At 58.3% G+C, this 14,551-nt stretch carries 16 protein-coding genes and 1 pseudogene; 9 read left to right on the forward strand and 8 right to left on the reverse strand.

All coding sequences use genetic code 11. The annotated features are described in order from the left end of the window. The first annotated feature begins 103 nt into the window (after positions 1–103). Positions 104–409 carry a monooxygenase gene (locus tag ACB033_RS17060; RefSeq protein ID WP_017764631.1) on the forward strand — a complete coding sequence of 102 codons (306 nt, stop codon included), beginning with the start codon at positions 104–106 and terminating at the stop codon, positions 407–409. Here ACB033_RS17060 and ACB033_RS17065 read toward each other — a convergent pair. Beyond that, complete coding sequence (locus ACB033_RS17065) at positions 390–935, reverse strand: GNAT family N-acetyltransferase (RefSeq protein ID WP_017779794.1); 546 nt, start codon at positions 933–935, stop codon at positions 390–392. The two genes, ACB033_RS17060 and ACB033_RS17065, sit on opposite strands and share 20 nt — an antisense overlap. Before the next feature lie 5 nt (positions 936–940). After that, complete coding sequence (locus ACB033_RS17070) at positions 941–1,561, reverse strand: outer membrane beta-barrel protein (RefSeq protein ID WP_017779795.1); 621 nt, start codon at positions 1,559–1,561, stop codon at positions 941–943. A 213-nt stretch (positions 1,562–1,774) separates the two neighbouring features. Between ACB033_RS17070 and ACB033_RS17075 the strand changes: the two genes are divergently transcribed. Then, positions 1,775–2,413 carry an exopolysaccharide biosynthesis protein gene (locus ACB033_RS17075; RefSeq protein ID WP_019841017.1) on the forward strand — a complete coding sequence of 213 codons (639 nt, stop codon included), beginning with the start codon at positions 1,775–1,777 and terminating at the stop codon, positions 2,411–2,413. Positions 2,414–2,476: 63 nt separating this feature from the next. Here ACB033_RS17075 and ACB033_RS17080 read toward each other — a convergent pair whose 3' ends face one another. Both ACB033_RS17080 and ACB033_RS17085 read right to left on the reverse strand, forming a co-directional pair. Beyond that, positions 2,477–3,751 carry an amino acid permease gene (locus tag ACB033_RS17080; protein ID WP_371140643.1) on the reverse strand — a complete coding sequence of 425 codons (1,275 nt, stop codon included), beginning with the start codon at positions 3,749–3,751 and terminating at the stop codon, positions 2,477–2,479. 436 nt (positions 3,752–4,187) lie between these two features. Further along, positions 4,188–5,117 carry a sensor domain-containing diguanylate cyclase gene (locus ACB033_RS17085; protein ID WP_124250496.1) on the reverse strand — a complete coding sequence of 310 codons (930 nt, stop codon included), beginning with the start codon at positions 5,115–5,117 and terminating at the stop codon, positions 4,188–4,190. Between the two features lie 331 nt (positions 5,118–5,448). Here ACB033_RS17085 and ACB033_RS17090 point away from each other — a divergent pair, with 331 nt between their 5' ends. The 3 genes from ACB033_RS17090 (at position 5,449) to ACB033_RS17100 (ending at position 6,782) form a co-directional block, all read left to right on the forward strand. Further along, positions 5,449–5,766 (forward strand): hypothetical protein, encoded by a 318-nt coding sequence (locus ACB033_RS17090; RefSeq protein ID WP_005308203.1) that lies wholly within the window; start codon positions 5,449–5,451, stop codon positions 5,764–5,766. A gap of 96 nt (positions 5,767–5,862) precedes the next feature. Next, on the forward strand, positions 5,863–6,276 hold the full coding sequence (locus tag ACB033_RS17095) for an N-acetyltransferase (RefSeq protein ID WP_042051551.1): 414 nt from the start codon (positions 5,863–5,865) through the stop codon (positions 6,274–6,276). After that, entirely contained in the window at positions 6,273–6,782 is a 510-nt protein-coding gene (locus ACB033_RS17100; RefSeq protein ID WP_371140644.1) for a hypothetical protein, read from the forward strand. The genes ACB033_RS17095 and ACB033_RS17100 overlap by 4 nt, the downstream gene beginning before the upstream one ends. 33 nt (positions 6,783–6,815) lie before the next feature. On the opposite strand, the gene ACB033_RS17105 is transcribed toward ACB033_RS17100, so the two are convergent. Next, complete coding sequence (locus tag ACB033_RS17105; RefSeq protein WP_139726122.1) at positions 6,816–7,397, reverse strand: penicillin-binding protein activator LpoB; 582 nt, start codon at positions 7,395–7,397, stop codon at positions 6,816–6,818. A gap of 222 nt (positions 7,398–7,619) precedes the next feature. Between ACB033_RS17105 and ACB033_RS17110 the strand changes: the two genes are divergently transcribed. From ACB033_RS17110 to ACB033_RS17120, 3 genes and pseudogenes are all read left to right on the forward strand, one after another. After that, on the forward strand, positions 7,620–8,252 hold the full coding sequence (locus ACB033_RS17110) for a Vat family streptogramin A O-acetyltransferase (protein ID WP_139726123.1): 633 nt from the start codon (positions 7,620–7,622) through the stop codon (positions 8,250–8,252). Between the two features lie 125 nt (positions 8,253–8,377). After that, positions 8,378–8,815, forward strand: coding sequence for a GNAT family N-acetyltransferase (locus tag ACB033_RS17115; RefSeq protein ID WP_005308193.1), 438 nt, complete (start codon positions 8,378–8,380; stop codon positions 8,813–8,815). A gap of 32 nt (positions 8,816–8,847) precedes the next feature. After that, positions 8,848–9,237 (forward strand): annotated as a pseudogene (locus ACB033_RS17120) (GNAT family N-acetyltransferase); the annotation flags it as partial. Positions 9,238–9,387: 150 nt separating this feature from the next. On the opposite strand, the gene ACB033_RS17125 reads toward ACB033_RS17120, so the two are convergent. Further along, entirely contained in the window at positions 9,388–10,860 is a 1,473-nt protein-coding gene (locus ACB033_RS17125) for a hypothetical protein (protein WP_139726124.1), read from the reverse strand. Between the two features lie 214 nt (positions 10,861–11,074). Between ACB033_RS17125 and ACB033_RS17130 the strand changes: the two genes are divergently transcribed. Continuing rightward, on the forward strand, positions 11,075–11,329 hold the full coding sequence (locus ACB033_RS17130; protein WP_371140645.1) for a hypothetical protein: 255 nt from the start codon (positions 11,075–11,077) through the stop codon (positions 11,327–11,329). A gap of 1,153 nt (positions 11,330–12,482) precedes the next feature. Here ACB033_RS17130 and thiH read toward each other — a convergent pair. Together thiH and ACB033_RS17140 are read right to left on the reverse strand one after the other, a co-directional pair. Continuing rightward, entirely contained in the window at positions 12,483–13,754 is a 1,272-nt protein-coding gene (gene thiH, locus ACB033_RS17135; protein ID WP_371140646.1) for a 2-iminoacetate synthase ThiH, read from the reverse strand. Between the two features lie 29 nt (positions 13,755–13,783). Further along, positions 13,784–14,551 carry a thiazole synthase gene (locus ACB033_RS17140; protein ID WP_054543944.1) on the reverse strand — a complete coding sequence of 256 codons (768 nt, stop codon included), beginning with the start codon at positions 14,549–14,551 and terminating at the stop codon, positions 13,784–13,786.

Below are 14,551 nucleotides of genomic sequence, written 5' to 3' on the forward strand. Positions count from 1 at the left end.
TTACTTTGCGGTAACTATGCCACGAAAATGTGCCTTCTTGCAGCCAAGATGCCGGCTTCCTATGATGCGGACTCCGTCAATCAACACCCACCAGAGGTGCACCATGCCCAGCCTGCTGCAGATCCATTTCAACTTCCCCGCCGAGCTGATGGGGCCGGCCCTCACGAGCGCGGCCATGCCGCTGGCCGAGTCCATCACCAGGGAGCCGGGCTTCATCTCCAAGATCTGGACCGAAAACCCGCGCACCGGCGAGGCGGGTGGCATCTATCTGTTCGAGGATGAGGCGAGCGCCCTCGCCTACGCCACCATGCACGAGCAACGGGTGCTCGCCATGGGCGCCAGCGCGGTGCAGTTCAAGCTGTTCGACGTCAACGAGCCCCTCAGCCGCCTCACCCGCGGTCTGCTGTGATCCCCTCTCTCAGCGCCAGGCGGTAGCAGCCATCCTGCTGCCAGACAAAGCCCAGCCGCCGAAACAGCCGCTGGCTGGGCAGATTGTCCGGCTCGATATCCGCCAGCAGCGTGGCAAGGCCGAGCCGGCGGGCATAGGCGATCAGGGCCGTCAGCGCCTCTGCCATCCATCCCTCTCCCCAATGTCGGCGAGCCAGCATGCAGCCCACCTCCGCCTGGCGCAGACCGGCCTCGTTTGCAAAGCTGTGCAGGCCGCAGGTGCCGATCAGGCGATCGCTGTCGCGCGCCACCAGCCCCCACTCCAGCGACTCGCCAGCGGCCAGCAACCGCGCGACGCTTGCCAGCATCTGCGCCACGGTGGCGAGGGAGGGAAACGGCGGCTCGCCGACGAAACGCATCACCAGGGGATCCCCGTAGATGGCGAACAGATCGGCGCAGTCCCCGGCATCAAGCGCCCGCAGCAGCAGCCGCGGGGTCGACAGCGAAGGCAGTGCATGAGGCAGGGGCGGCACGGCGCCGCCATGCAAGGGGCTCAAAAGCGCAGGGTCAGGCCGATATTGGCCTGCCACTGGGTCACCAACTCGCCACGCACCTTGAACACGCACTGATCCGGGTTGCAGAGAAACTGGCTGTTGTCGTTAACCAGCGAGCCGTAGCCGCGCACCTCGGCCCGCAGCGCCAGATGCTCGGTCAGGCGCGGCTGCGCCCCGAGCGCCAGCGACATGGAGGGGGCCACCTCGCTGTCGTAGGCGGCAAAGCGGGTCGCGCCGATCCCGGCGCCGATGTAGGGGGCCATCAGGTTGTCCGACAGGGTGAGCGCCCCGGCGAAGTGGAGAGTATCCACCGTCAACCGTTCCAGCTGATCGGGGGAGAGGTGGGTGGACTGGTGGCTGTAGAGCAGCTCTATCATGCCGGGGTCGTCCACCTCCCTGCTGATGAACAGGCCCCAACTGCCGGAGCGCTCCCCCTGCAAGGACTCCAGCCGGGTGGCGACGGGCGTCGGTTGGGGGTCGTCATTGGCCTCGAAGTCGATGGCCGAGCTGTAGCCGAAGAACGGCGTCACCTGCCAGCCGGGGGCGGCCTCCCCCTCGGCGCTCCAGGCCTGCCCCAGCGGCAACAACAGCCCCATCATCATGATCCCTGCTCGTTTCATCACGGCTCCTCCGTGCGCTGCACCAGTGCCCGTCAAGCATATCAGAGCCCCCTGGCCCCTATCCTAAACCCAACCTGTATCGCGCCGTTTTCGCCGCAAGGATCACACTCGGCCGTCCCGCCCGTTATTCATCCCCGATTAACCTCTGCCCCGTATGCTGGCCGGCAGCCGGCTCATGGTGGGCCGGTGCCACTCACCAGAAGGACACAGGGAATGGTTGCCGCGCAACTCAACGACCCCCAGAACAAGCTCTCCGACACCCTGCGGGCCACCGCTCACGCCATCGAGGATAGCCATATCAGCCTGCGCCAGATGCTGGCCCTGGTCGGCGAGCAGGGCATGCTGCTGTTTTGCGTGCTGCTCACCGTGCCCTTCCTGCTGCCGGTCTCCATCCCCGGCGTCAGCACCCCCTTTGGCCTGTTGATCCTGTTTATCGGCATCGGCATCACCCTCAACCGGGTGCCCTGGCTGCCAGCCATCCTGATGGAGCGCCGCTTCGCCGCCGATCAGCTCAAGCCGACCCTGCACAAGGGGGCGGATCTGCTGGCCCGCATCGACCGCTTCATCCGCCCGCGCCTGCTGCTGCTGACCGGCAGCAGCACCATCAACCGCTGCAACGGCCTGCTGATCATGCTGGCGGCCCTGCTGCTGATGCTGCCGCTGGGCGCCATCCCCTTCACCAACGCCATGCCGGCCTGGGCCATCCTGCTGCTGGCCATCGGCATGCTGCAGCGCGACGGCCTGTTCGTCGCCAGCGGCTACCTGCTGGTGAGCGCCACCCTGGTCTGGTTCAGCGCCCTGGCCATCGGCCTGCTGATGGCCGGCCAGAGCGTCTCCACCCTGCTTGGCTAACGGCAACACCAAGAAAAAGGGCGACCCATGGGTCGCCCTTTTTGACTTGTGCGGGATCCGCCGTTACAGCAGATCGTAGATAAGGGCCGAGATGGCCAGCAGCCCGATCACCAGCACGAAGAGGGTGCTCGCCCCGCGATAACGCTTGAGGGCAGGCAGACGATAGATGGAGCAGGCCGGCAGCAGGAACAGGATCACCGCGATGAGCGGCCCGCTCACCTTCTCGATAATCTCCAGCACGTTCGGGTTGAGGTAGGTAATCACCCCGGTCACCACGAACAGAATGACCGACGAGACCCGCGCTATGGTCGCTTCACGCAGCGACAACCCCAGCCCCTGACAGGCACCGTTCACCATGCTCACCGTCCCCTCGCTCACCCCCATGGAGGTGCCGAGGAAGGATTTGGACATGGCCAGAATGGCGATGAGCGGCCCCACGTAGGCGATCAGCGGATTGGAGAACTTGTTCGCCAGCGCCGACAGCACCGAAATATTGTCGATGCGGGCCTGCGCCATCTCGGCCTGACTCAGGCTCATCACACAGCTCACCACGAAGAACAGCACGCTGCCGCAAATCAGCAGGCTGCTGCACTTGATGATCCGCTTGGCGCGCTGGTCGGCGCTCGCCTGACAGCGCTTCTTCTGCGCCGCACTGAAAGAGGAGATGATGGGGGCGTGGCTGAAGGAGAACACCATCACCGGCACGATCAGCCAGAGGGATTTCCAGAACGCCGGGTCGCGCCAGTCCACCCCCTGACTCTCGCTGAAGTAGGAGAGGCTCCACTGGGGCAGCAGATAGATGGAGAGGCCGATGAGGAAGGCGACCATGGGCAGGGCCAGCACGCTGATGGCCGACACCACGATCTGCTTGCCCGCCAGCAGCACCAGGTGCAGCCCCAGCATCACCCCCAACACCAGCATGCCGCGCGGGATCTCGGCATTGCCCAGCTGGTGCACCACAAAGCTCTGGATCGCGTTGGTGATGGAGATGCTGTAGACCAGAATGATGGGGTAAAAGGCCATCAGGTAGACCAGCATCAGCAGCTTGCCTGCCCGCGCCCCGAAGTGCTCTTCCACCACGTGGGTAATATCCCCTTCCCGGTGGGAGCTGGATAATACAAAACGACTCAATGCCCGATGGGAATAATAAGAAAGCGGAAATGCCATCAATAATATAAACAGCAAAATAACCGGCGAATTACTGCCAACGGTAATTGGGAGAAACAGTGTACCGGCACCGACTGCAGTGGCATATAATCCCATGGTCCATACCGAATCACTTTTCTCCCATTTCAACTTTGATGCGGAATTACTCTTCTCAGCAATAGCAACACTCATTGCGATATACACCTTATTAATCTGTCATCTTATATTTTATTGGCCCGTGTAATTAGGCGTGGCGACATGCCGCGGCATATCGACCGGATCGTAGAAAAAACAAGCCCGCCTGCGATCAACATGATCACCAAGAGGAAACGGGGATGCCACGCTACCATCGTTGAAATCGCCATAAAGGTCAAGGTTAATAATTCATGACTGTTTGAATCAGCTTGTTTCAAAAGGAAATAAGATGTGTCATTTTGGCCTCAAGATAATCAATTCAGCTCCGTCTGATAACATAACGACAAAACCTCGATGAGTTGCTCAACAACTTGAATAAGGCCAGAGAGTGGCCCGTTAATATTAACAGCATCAGCCCGGCAATATCAGCCAATTATGCAATGAATGGCCCAGGCCGCCGCCGATATATTGGTGCCGGTCCTGCCGCCATATATCAGGGGGTTGGCTTCCCCTGTTTTGCCCCCTTGCGCTGGCCACCCGCAGGGCAGTGAGCGACCCGGTTGCGACCCGCCCGCTTGGCCCGATAGAGCCACTCGTCGGCGCGGGCCAGCGCCTGGTTGATCTCCTCCCCCGGCTGCACCAGGGTGGTGCCCAGACTGACGGTAAAGGCCACCGGATCCGCCGGCAGTGCCGCCACGGCGGCCCGGATCCGCTCCGCCAGCGCCTGCAGATCCGGCTCGCTCATGCCGGGCAGCAGGATCAGAAATTCCTCGCCGCCGCTGCGCACGAACAGATCGTCCGCCCGCAGCTGGGCGGCCACGCAGTCGCAGAAGCGCTGCAGCGCCCGGTCGCCCTGCTGATGGCCGAAGCGATCGTTGATCTGCTTGAAGTGGTCTATGTCCAGCATCACCAGACTGCAGGGAGCCTCTCTCTCCCGCCGCTGCCGGCAGTGCTCGAAGAAATAGCGGCGGTTGTAGAGGCCGGTCAGCTGGTCGGTTTCGCTCTGCAGCTTGAGCCGCTGCTGCAGCTCGTGCTGGCCGGTAATGTTGCGGGTCACCCAGGCCACCGCCCGCTTGCCGTCGTAGCGGGAGGGCAGCGGGGCAATCTTGCCCTCGAAGCGCTGCATCCCCTGCGGCCCGACCGAGGCGTCGATCCCCTCCACCTCCACCGCCGCCAGCTCGTACTCCACCACCTGCACCTGGCCCGAATCCAGCGCCAGGGTCACCTGATCCATCACCCAGCGGGTCATGTCGGCGGGCAGCACATCGGCCAGTCGCTTGCCCGCCAGCGGGTTGCCATCCTGATAGGATTGCTGCTCCACCCCGCCGATGTATTCGATGTAGTAGCCGTCTTCGCTCAGGATGAAGACGGGATCGGGCAGCTGGGCCATCACTTCATATAATTGCTCGACCGAAAGTGCCATGCGGTTTCCTTGGATCCGGGGAACGAGAGGCGCACGCCGGGCTGGCCGCCTGCCCCAATTATCGTGCCGGGTGCGGCGCCGAACCAGCAGCGAATCCGGCCATTCATGGATGCGCATCAAGCAATACGGGAAAATAGCGCTTGCCCCGCCACCCGTTGATCAAAAGAGCAGCAATCATGGATCTTCAAGCCACCTCACAAGGCGCCGCTGCGCCCGTTGTCTGTGGCGCCCGCATCCATTAGGCTGGCCTTCCTGAGTCTGCCCTCCCGGCCGACTCACCCCCCATCAGCCCGGCCAGGCAGACGCCTGGCCCCGGAAAAGGATCGTCCAGATGAAGAGAGCCATAGTGAAAGCGCGCTTCGATGCCATCAGCATCGAGGGAGAACAGCTGACCGTGAAGATAGCCATCGGAGCCCCCGAGCCGGATCCCAAGTCCGCCGGCGGCGACTGGCGCTGCAAGGTGAAGCTGGACGGCCTTGGCAACAAGACCTTCATCTATGGCGTCGATGCCCTGCAGGCCCTCAGCCTCGCCCTCAAGTTCGTGGAGAGCGAGCTGCGCGCCTTCACCGATGCGGGCTGGCACTTCTACCTGCCCGGCAGCCCAGATCACCCGGTCGACATGGCCGCCTGCTACTTCCCGCAGTTGTGACGCCGGGCCGGCGGCAGCCGGGAAGGGGCAATAGCTTGACCAGATTGAGTCTGAACGGTTATTGATAGAGGCCCTTTACCCGGCTCTGGAGAGACCATGCACCTGACCCCGCCCCAACCCCCTGCCGAGCAGGATGTCGACGCGCTGCGCATCGGCCTGTCTGGCTACAACATCAGCCAGGCTGGCACCCACCTGCGCGAGCACATCGCCAGTTTTATCAAGGATGAAGCGGGCAAGGTGCACGGCGGCATCACCGCCGACCTCAAGTGGGGTTGGCTGCACGTGGACTGGCTCTGGATTGACGAGCGCATCCGCCAGGATGGCTGGGGCGGCCGTCTGCTCGCCACCATGGAGCAGTACGCCAAAAGCAAGGGCATCAGCAACTTTCATCTGGAAACCACCAGCTTCCAAGCGCTGCCCTTCTACCAGAAGCAGGGTTATCAGGTCTTTGGCGAACTGCCGGACATGCCGCCGGGGCACATCACCTACTTTCTGAAAAAGCAGGTATGAGGCAGCTATCGCCATTCACCACCAAGGGCAAGGCCAAACCCAAGCTTCTCAGCCCGGCCTTAGGTGCACTGTGTCTGTTACTGACCACAAGCCAGAGCGCCATGGCCCTGTCGTTGCACGATCTGGATCCGGCGTTTGCGCGTTGTGAGGCAAGCAAGGCCCGCCACAAACCCGCGTTGCCTCCCAAAGAGGATCGCTTCTGGTTGCTGGAAAGAGAGCAGCAGGTGACGGTGCTTGTCTACCTGCATGAGAAGAGCATGGAACGCTGCACAGCAGCAGAGGTAGAGGCACTGGCGATCAAGGCGTTCCATCAGGCAGTCGCCGGAGACCGCGCCTTGCTCGATGCCCTGATCAAGGCAAGATACACGACGCTCACGCCGGCTCAGCAGGCACAGTTACAGCAAGTTGGACAGACAGAGCTGGACAGACTGGCCAAGCTGACGGGCTTTGCGTACCCTTTCTCGCTGCTCGATTACCTCAACCTGCTGGCACCGTCCAAAGCGTGAAGGGCTGACAAACTTGTCAGCCCTTCGGCATCCTCAGTGGCTGGCGGAGCGACTGCCGCTCCAGAGCAGCTCGCCGCTGCGCAGCTCCATCAGAGTCATCGACAACCGATAGCGGCTGCCCTCGGCCACCAGATCCCCATACAGCATGTAACCGGCGCCGGTCTGGCGACCGAGCCGCACCAGGGAGGCCGGGTTCATCCTGCCCTGCTGATACTCCAGCTGGCCGGTGATGGCCGCCACCTGACCCGGGTCGACAAAGCGAAAACCGCTCTTGCTCTGGATGCGCTTGCTCATGGCCGCCGCCATGGCGCGGGTGTCCACCGGCTCGCCGGTGCCATTCTGGGGCGGGGTGAGCAGCAGCACCGGCTGGCCCGTTTGCGCCAGCTCCCGCACCTCGGGTGCCTGCACAAACGCGTCGGCCATGGCCAGCGCCAGCCCGGTCGGCGCCACCGACTTGGGCAGCGGCGCCCCGGCATCCGGCTTGGTTACCGGTTTGTCCGGCTGCACCACGGGGGCATCCGGCTCGCTCACCGGGGCCTGAGTGCCACCATAGGGATTGACCGCACAACCGCCCAGCAGCAGGGCACCCACCATCAACAAGGAACGCAGCTTCATCTTTTCTCTCCGCCAGAAGTCCGTATACGGGCATCAACCACCGCCCGCATGGCGGAGCCCCTGCCCCGCATCCTCCTTATGCTAGAGACAAACCCCGGCGGGGTCGATGCGCCCACCACCACCGGGCGACAGAGACTGGCGAAGCGGAGGACACAAAAGGGTGGCAAGGCTCCACCCGATTCCGTTAGGGTAGCCTGAGCCCAAACGCCAGAGGAGCACCCCATGCACGGACCCGATCCCGCCAATCCCCACCCCATGAACGGCTTCCCCCAGGTGTGCTTTATCAAGAACACCATCAAGGGGCCCAATATCGAGGTGGGTGATTACACCTATTACGACGACCCAGAGGATTCGGCGGGCTTTGAGCGCAACGTCCTCTACCACTTCCCCTTCGTCGGCGACAAGCTCATCATCGGCAAGTTCTGCGCCATCGCCCGCGGGGTGAAGTTCATCATGAACGGCGCCAATCACCAGACCTCCGGTTTCTCTACCTACCCCTTCTTTATCTTCGGCAACGGCTGGGAGAGCGCAGCCCCCGCCCCGGGCAGCCTCCCCTACAAGGGGGATACCGTCATCGGCAACGATGTCTGGATTGGCTATGAGGCACTGATAATGCCGGGGGTCAAGGTCGGTAACGGCGCCATTATCGCCGCCCGCTCCGTGGTCACCACTGATGTGCCCGACTACGCCGTGGTCGGTGGCAACCCGGCTAAAGTGATCCGCTACCGCTTCGATGACGACACCATAGCGCGCCTCAACGCCCTCACCTGGTGGGACTGGCCGGTGGAGCAAATTAGCCGCCATCTGCCGCTGATAAGCGGCGGGGAAATTGGCGAGTTGGAGAGGGTGGGGTGATAGCTGCCCACCTGGAGACATTGATAAGAACCTCCCCATGCAACCCTGGAGAGCACGGATCCATCACCAGATCAGTGCGTTACATGGGTATTTAAAACAATCAGGCCCTACATGGAGTTACCCGAATGACCGCACCAACACCCGTTTTCACTGTCGTCCACTCAACGCCGCCCGTCGAAACCTATCGCTATCTTCGAACCGCTGCCGGACTTAGCCCAAAGACGCTTGAAGCCGCAGAGCTTGGTCTGCCCAATACGCTGTTTGCCGTCCAGGTATTTTGCGGTCAGACCGCCATCGGCATGGGTCGCATCATCGGAGATGGCGGGACTTTTTATCAAGTCGTTGATATTGCAGTACTGCCTGAATATCAGGGTCAGGGGGTAGGCAAAAAGATCATGGCGGAGATCGCGGACTATATCGCCCGCGAAGTACCGGAGTCAGGCTATGTCAGCTTGCTGGCAGATGGGGAGGCTTACCGACTCTATCAACAATTCGGTTTCTCGCTCACGGCTCCTGCCAGTGTTGGTATGGGGCTTAAGCGGGTTGCCGTCGTAAAGTCCTGACCAATCATCCAGATGAAAAAGCAGGACAGCCAATGATATTCCAGCACCTTGCCAACGCCAATCTCGTGATCCGCCCCTTCGAAGCGGGCGATGCCGATGAGTTTGTCCGCGCGGCCCACGAATCCATCGACACGGTCGGCCGCTGGATGAGCTGGTGCACTCCCTCGTTCAACCGGGAGCAGGCGCTGGCCTGGTTTGCCACCTGCGATCAGGATCGTGCGGCGGGACGCGCCTTTGATATGGGCATTTTCTGCGCCACCACCGGCCAGCTCTTGGGTGGCACCGGCATCAACCAGCTGTCGCCCCATCATCGCTACGGCAATATCGGTTATTGGGTGCGCCAGTCCCGCCAAGGCTGCGGCATCGCCCGGCAGGCGGTCGCTCTGCAACGTGAGTTTGGTTTTGAAGTTATATCTCTTTGGGCTGGAGTTGGGTGATAACTAGATCTATACATCATTATTACATCTGTAAGAACGCCTATCGTGCAGATGATGCCAAGCATTTCTATTTCATAGAAAGAAAAATGCTTTCAGAATGGCCTTTTATGGTAAAAGATATGAGATTGCTTTGGCTTACCATGTAATAACGAAGCTTCCATTAAGTTTAGCTTTCACTGAGGCTTCTTTTCCTTTTCTCCTGAGCCGCTCTATTTCTTCTTTAACTTTCTCTACATCTTCTGGATGAAGTTGTTCAAGCCGTACAGGATCAACCTTTTTCAATGCATCTCTTTGCTTTTCATTTAGGTAAACATTGAACTGAACTCTTCCTCGTTGAAAATCAGCAATGTAATGATTGAAGACCGCTTTAACTAACTTATACCCTTTCTCGATTGAACCTGCGGAAAAACCTTCTTTACCATGTATCTTGCTCAATTCTGCTGAGATTTCAGTAAAACGTAATAATGTCGAAAGACCATCTTCATTTTTACCCCACGAGAATGTCATAGGAGTAGATGACATATCGACACGAACAAAATGTCTATAGAGCACAATTAGACCACAAAGATATGCTTTAGCTTGGGATGGTGAGTTCAGCTCAGGCAATGTTACTTTGTATAATCGTTTGAATTCTGTATTCTCCATACGCTTTAAATATGGGGTATTATAGGCCTGAATTAAATCAGCCTCACTTTCAGCGAGTATCATGCTTGAAGCCGAATTTAAGAATTGCCTAGAAGATATAATTCCTCTCCAGTTAGCTAATGTTCGATCTAAAATTTTATCCGTTAGAGGTTCCGATAGATCGATATTAAAGCAGATCTCATCTGTTTTTATAACTGACTCTCTTGGTTGTTCACCTCGATGAAAACGCATTGAAAAAAAAGCCTGTATCGCATCATCACAACTAAAATTAAACGAATTTCTTTTAGATAAAGCTGTCTCTGGGACATTAAGTTTAGACTCTACATATTTTATGTTTTCTATCACTCTATCTTCGTAAGGAAGAAATGACTTATATGGTGCTTGATGAATTGAGATAGTATTTCCTTTTACTTGTGCCCGGTAATATAACCCATGAAAATATGCAAGCGCCTCAAAATAATCATATTGGTAACATAAAACTCTTGGTGGAAATTTATGTTGTATATAAACACCATTGTTAATATTATTTAAGAACAATTTGCGGGCTACATTCAGAGCAGCCGTCTTTATTTCAAGTTCATGTTGTTCAACATTGAATGATGCATTTGAATTGTCGTTTACATCTAAACTATCTATGGTATTTTCAGACTTAGGTATATCAATATTGTTAATATACAAGGCTCTATTAACATATTTTTCAAACTCAGATTCATTTGCTTTGCTTGCAATTAAGTCTACCAAAGTATCTCTAAGCTCTTCTAACTCATAATCGAAACCTTGTCCAAATAGGTGCTCTAGACTATTTGTAATAGACCACGCCAGGGTAAAAATCCAACGGCATTCATTAGGATATTGCCTGAGTAGTGCAAGTTTATAAATTTCTTGTGCGATAAAATTTGTGATCTCTGACAAGGCATTGCAAGACTCTTGCTCCGCACTTAATGAATCAAGTTTTAGGCCCATGATGCCTCTGTCTGCTTCGATAGTTGAATTAAACGCGTAGTATACATGAGCAAAAACAAAATAACAGGTATCATTTTCTGATCATTTTCCTACCTACAATTTCATTTCTTCATAGGTATACTGGCTTTCGAAATGCGCACTTATCAATAAGCACCGATTGAAAGAGTCCGTTTCAGCTAACTAGCCTGTAATTTATATTATTGAGGAGATAGAGGTGGGCGAATCAATACAATGTCCCGTTTGCCGTGGGGAAGGTGAATGTAACTATACATGCCAAGCATGTGATGGTTCTGGCTACGACCCGACAGAAGATAATGCATTTGCTCAGTGTCATACTTGCTACGGTGAAGGTGAAGCAACTCAAACCTGCTTTAAGTGTGGCGGCAGTGGCGAGATCTACGAAGACGAAGACGAAGACGAAGACGAAGACGAAGACGAAGACGAAGACGAAGACGAAGATTATAGTTAAATCAACGTGAAGAGTTGAAAGGTCATAATTTCACACCAACTTTGTCATGGCACTATATCAAAAAGTAATCTTGCTTGAATGTAATTAACTGGGGGAGGTGGGTAGAGGCTACCCACCATCCTCTCAAGTCAATAATATGGTAAAGGAATCTCACCCCATCTTAAATTCACATAAATCAAACCGGTTTATGGGAAATAGTTATCCACCCACTTTCTTAGTTAAGAAAGACACCATGATGCCTGCCCCCCTAAAAAACAACAATTAATAACAAATCGAATAAGTTCAACCATCAAGGTGTTGTTCAAGACAATTAAAAAACCATGATAACAAACTCATTATCCATAATCTCATGAATATTAGTTTTTCGTGAGTTCGTGACCTAAAGATGAGTATTTAAGGTGAAATCACATTAATTAAAATTAGTAAAAAACTTGACTCATCCGAAAGTTTGGCGGCTCAGTCGAGATGAATCCTAGCCTAACTGATGGAACAGTCCAAGAGCCTATTCCTGTGTTCTGCACCACTCTCTGTAGTGGGACCGAAAAATTGGAACATCCATCATTTTGAGTGCAACCGAGCTGCCGGAAGTTCGATAGCGTTTCCCCATCAAGTTCGAGTGAGTTCGGTCTTGGTTCCCTCTCGAATCCGCCGAGGGGAAGGGGCGAGGTCAGGGGCGCCATCAGATGATGGCGCAGACGCAGCCGGCACAGGGGCCAAATCGGGAGAGGGCGAGCACAGCTCGACCCGATTTGGCGCGAGAACAGGGATGTTCGAGGCGGACGTTGGCCGAAGCCATGGATGGCGAAGGCCAAAGTGCCGTCTGCGGCGGTCCGTCCGACCTTGCTCCTGACCCGAGGGCAACCGCGCAGCGGTCGGATTGGCGGGGGTGGCCTTTCTTTTGGTGACTTTTCTTTGGCCACGCAAAGAAAAGTTACTCGCCCAAGCCCGAAGGGCGGGCGAAACCCCGTCGAGGCCAACAGCCTCGCGTCCTGCTCGGCGCAGCCGTGCCATCCATCAGACACACCACAAAGCGGACGATTACGCCTGACGGCTAATCGACCCTACGATTGCACGGCGCAGCCGTGCCTGCTCGCCACAGGCACGGAGTCTGGCCGAACGCCCAAGTGCCACCGGCAAAGGGGCCTGGCCGCCCCTATCGGCCCAGGAAGGGTTCCCAGTCTTTAAACACCGGCTGCAACCCCGCCTGCCGCACGGCGGCAGCCACTTCCCCCACCGGCCTGTCGTCGTGGATGGCGAACTGCTCCAGCTCCTCTTTATCCCCCTCGGCATAGCCACCCGGCTGGGTGCGCGACTCGGCCGACATCTGGGTGATGCCAAGACGCACCGCGCCGTTGCGAAACGCCGGCGATTCCCGGGTCGAGAGGGACAAGTCCAGGGTCGGCGAGAAGAGGCGCCAGGCGCAGACAAGCTGCGCCAGCTGGCGATCCGACATGATGACCTCCGGCTCCAACCCCCCGGTGCAGGGGCGCAGGCGCGGGAACGAAAGCGAATAGCGGCTCTGCCAGTGGTGGCGCTCAAGCCAGGCGAGGTGCTCGGCGACAAAGTAGCTGTCGGCACGCCAGTCCGAGGAGAGACCGATGAGCGCCCCCAGCCCTATCTTGTCGATACCGGCGCGGCCGAGCCGATCCGGCGTGGCGAGCCGCCATGCGATGTCCCGCTTGTTGCCGCGCAGGTGGTGGCGGGCGTAGGTGGGAGCGTGGTAGGTCTCCTGATAGACCATGACCGAATCGAGGCCAAGGGTCTTGAGCTCGGCGTATTCGTCTTGCGAGAGGGGCTGTACCTCCATCGCCACCGTGCTGAAGTGGCGGCGAATGATGGGCATCACCTCGCGAAAATAGGCGAGCCCCACCTTGTGCTCGTGCTCGCCGGTCACCAGCAGCACGCTGTCAAAGCCGCGCGCCTTGATGGCCAGGCACTCGCGCTCAATCTCCTCGCTATTCAAGGTCTTGCGCTTGAGGCGGTTGCTCATGGAGAAGCCGCAGTAGGTGCAGTCGTTGGCGCACAGGTTCGACAGATAGAGCGGCACATAGAAGCCGATGGTGTTGCCAAAGCGCTGGCGGGTCAGCCGCTCGGCCTCGGCCGCCATCTGCGGCAGGTACGCCTCGGCGGCCGGGGAGATCAGCGCCATAAAGTCCGCCAGGGTACGGCGGGGTGCGCTCAGGGCCCGCGCCACATCGGCGGCCGTCTTGGCGCGGATCTGCATGCCGATATCGTCCCACTCCAGCTCCTGCCAGCGATTGGCAAAATCCCCCCCCCTCCCGGCCTCCCCCTTGGGAGAGGGAGGAGCGCAGAACTCGCCCCCTTCAAGCACCGAATCAGCCTCTGCCCTCACCCCCTCTCCCAGAGGGAGAGGGGGGCGCAGTGCGGCAGAATCGGGGGACGCGGCGAAAGAGGACATTGCCATTGGCTCTCGCCCTGAGCCAGCATCATGACTCATAACGCCCCCAGAAAATCGGTGAGCGGGCTGGAGGCTTGCGCCTGCAGGGCGCGCGCGCCGAGACCCGCCTTATAGGCGCTACGTCCTGCCTCACAGGCCAACGCGAAGGCGCGGCCCATGGCGACCGGGTCGCCACTCACCGCGATGGCGGTGTTGACCAGCACGGCGTCGGCACCCAGCTCAAAGGCGGCAGCCGCGTGGCTCGGCGCACCGATCCCCGCATCCACCACCACAGGCACATTGGCCTGCTCGACGATGATGGAGAGAAACTCCCGGGTCACCAGCCCCTGATTGGAGCCGATGGGCGCACCGAGCGGCATCACGGCGGCGCAGCCTACCTCTTCGAGCCGTTTGCAGAGTACGGGGTCGGCACCGCAGTAAGGCAGCACCACAAAGCCCTCTTTCACCAGCTGTTCGGCGGCCTTGAGCGTCTCGATGGGATCGGGCAGCAGATAGCGCGGATCGGGGTGGATCTCGAGCTTGAGCCAGTTCGTCCCCAGCGCCTCGCGGGCCAGGTGGGCGGCAAACACCGCCTCGGCGGCGGTCTTGGCGCCGGAGGTGTTGGGCAGCAGCTTGACCCCGAGTTGCAGCAAGGGGCTCAGGATGTCGTCGTGGGCCTTGCCCGGTTCGAGCCGCTTGATGGCCATGGTGACCAGTTGGGAGCCGCTCGCCTCGATGGCGGCGGCCATCAGATCCGGGCGGGCAAACTTGCCGGTGCCGGTAAAGAGGCGCGATGAGAAGGTGTGATCGGCAATTGTCAGCAT

This window comes from Aeromonas sp. S15(2024), assembly GCF_041402265.1.
Taxonomy (GTDB): domain Bacteria; phylum Pseudomonadota; class Gammaproteobacteria; order Enterobacterales; family Aeromonadaceae; genus Aeromonas; species Aeromonas dhakensis.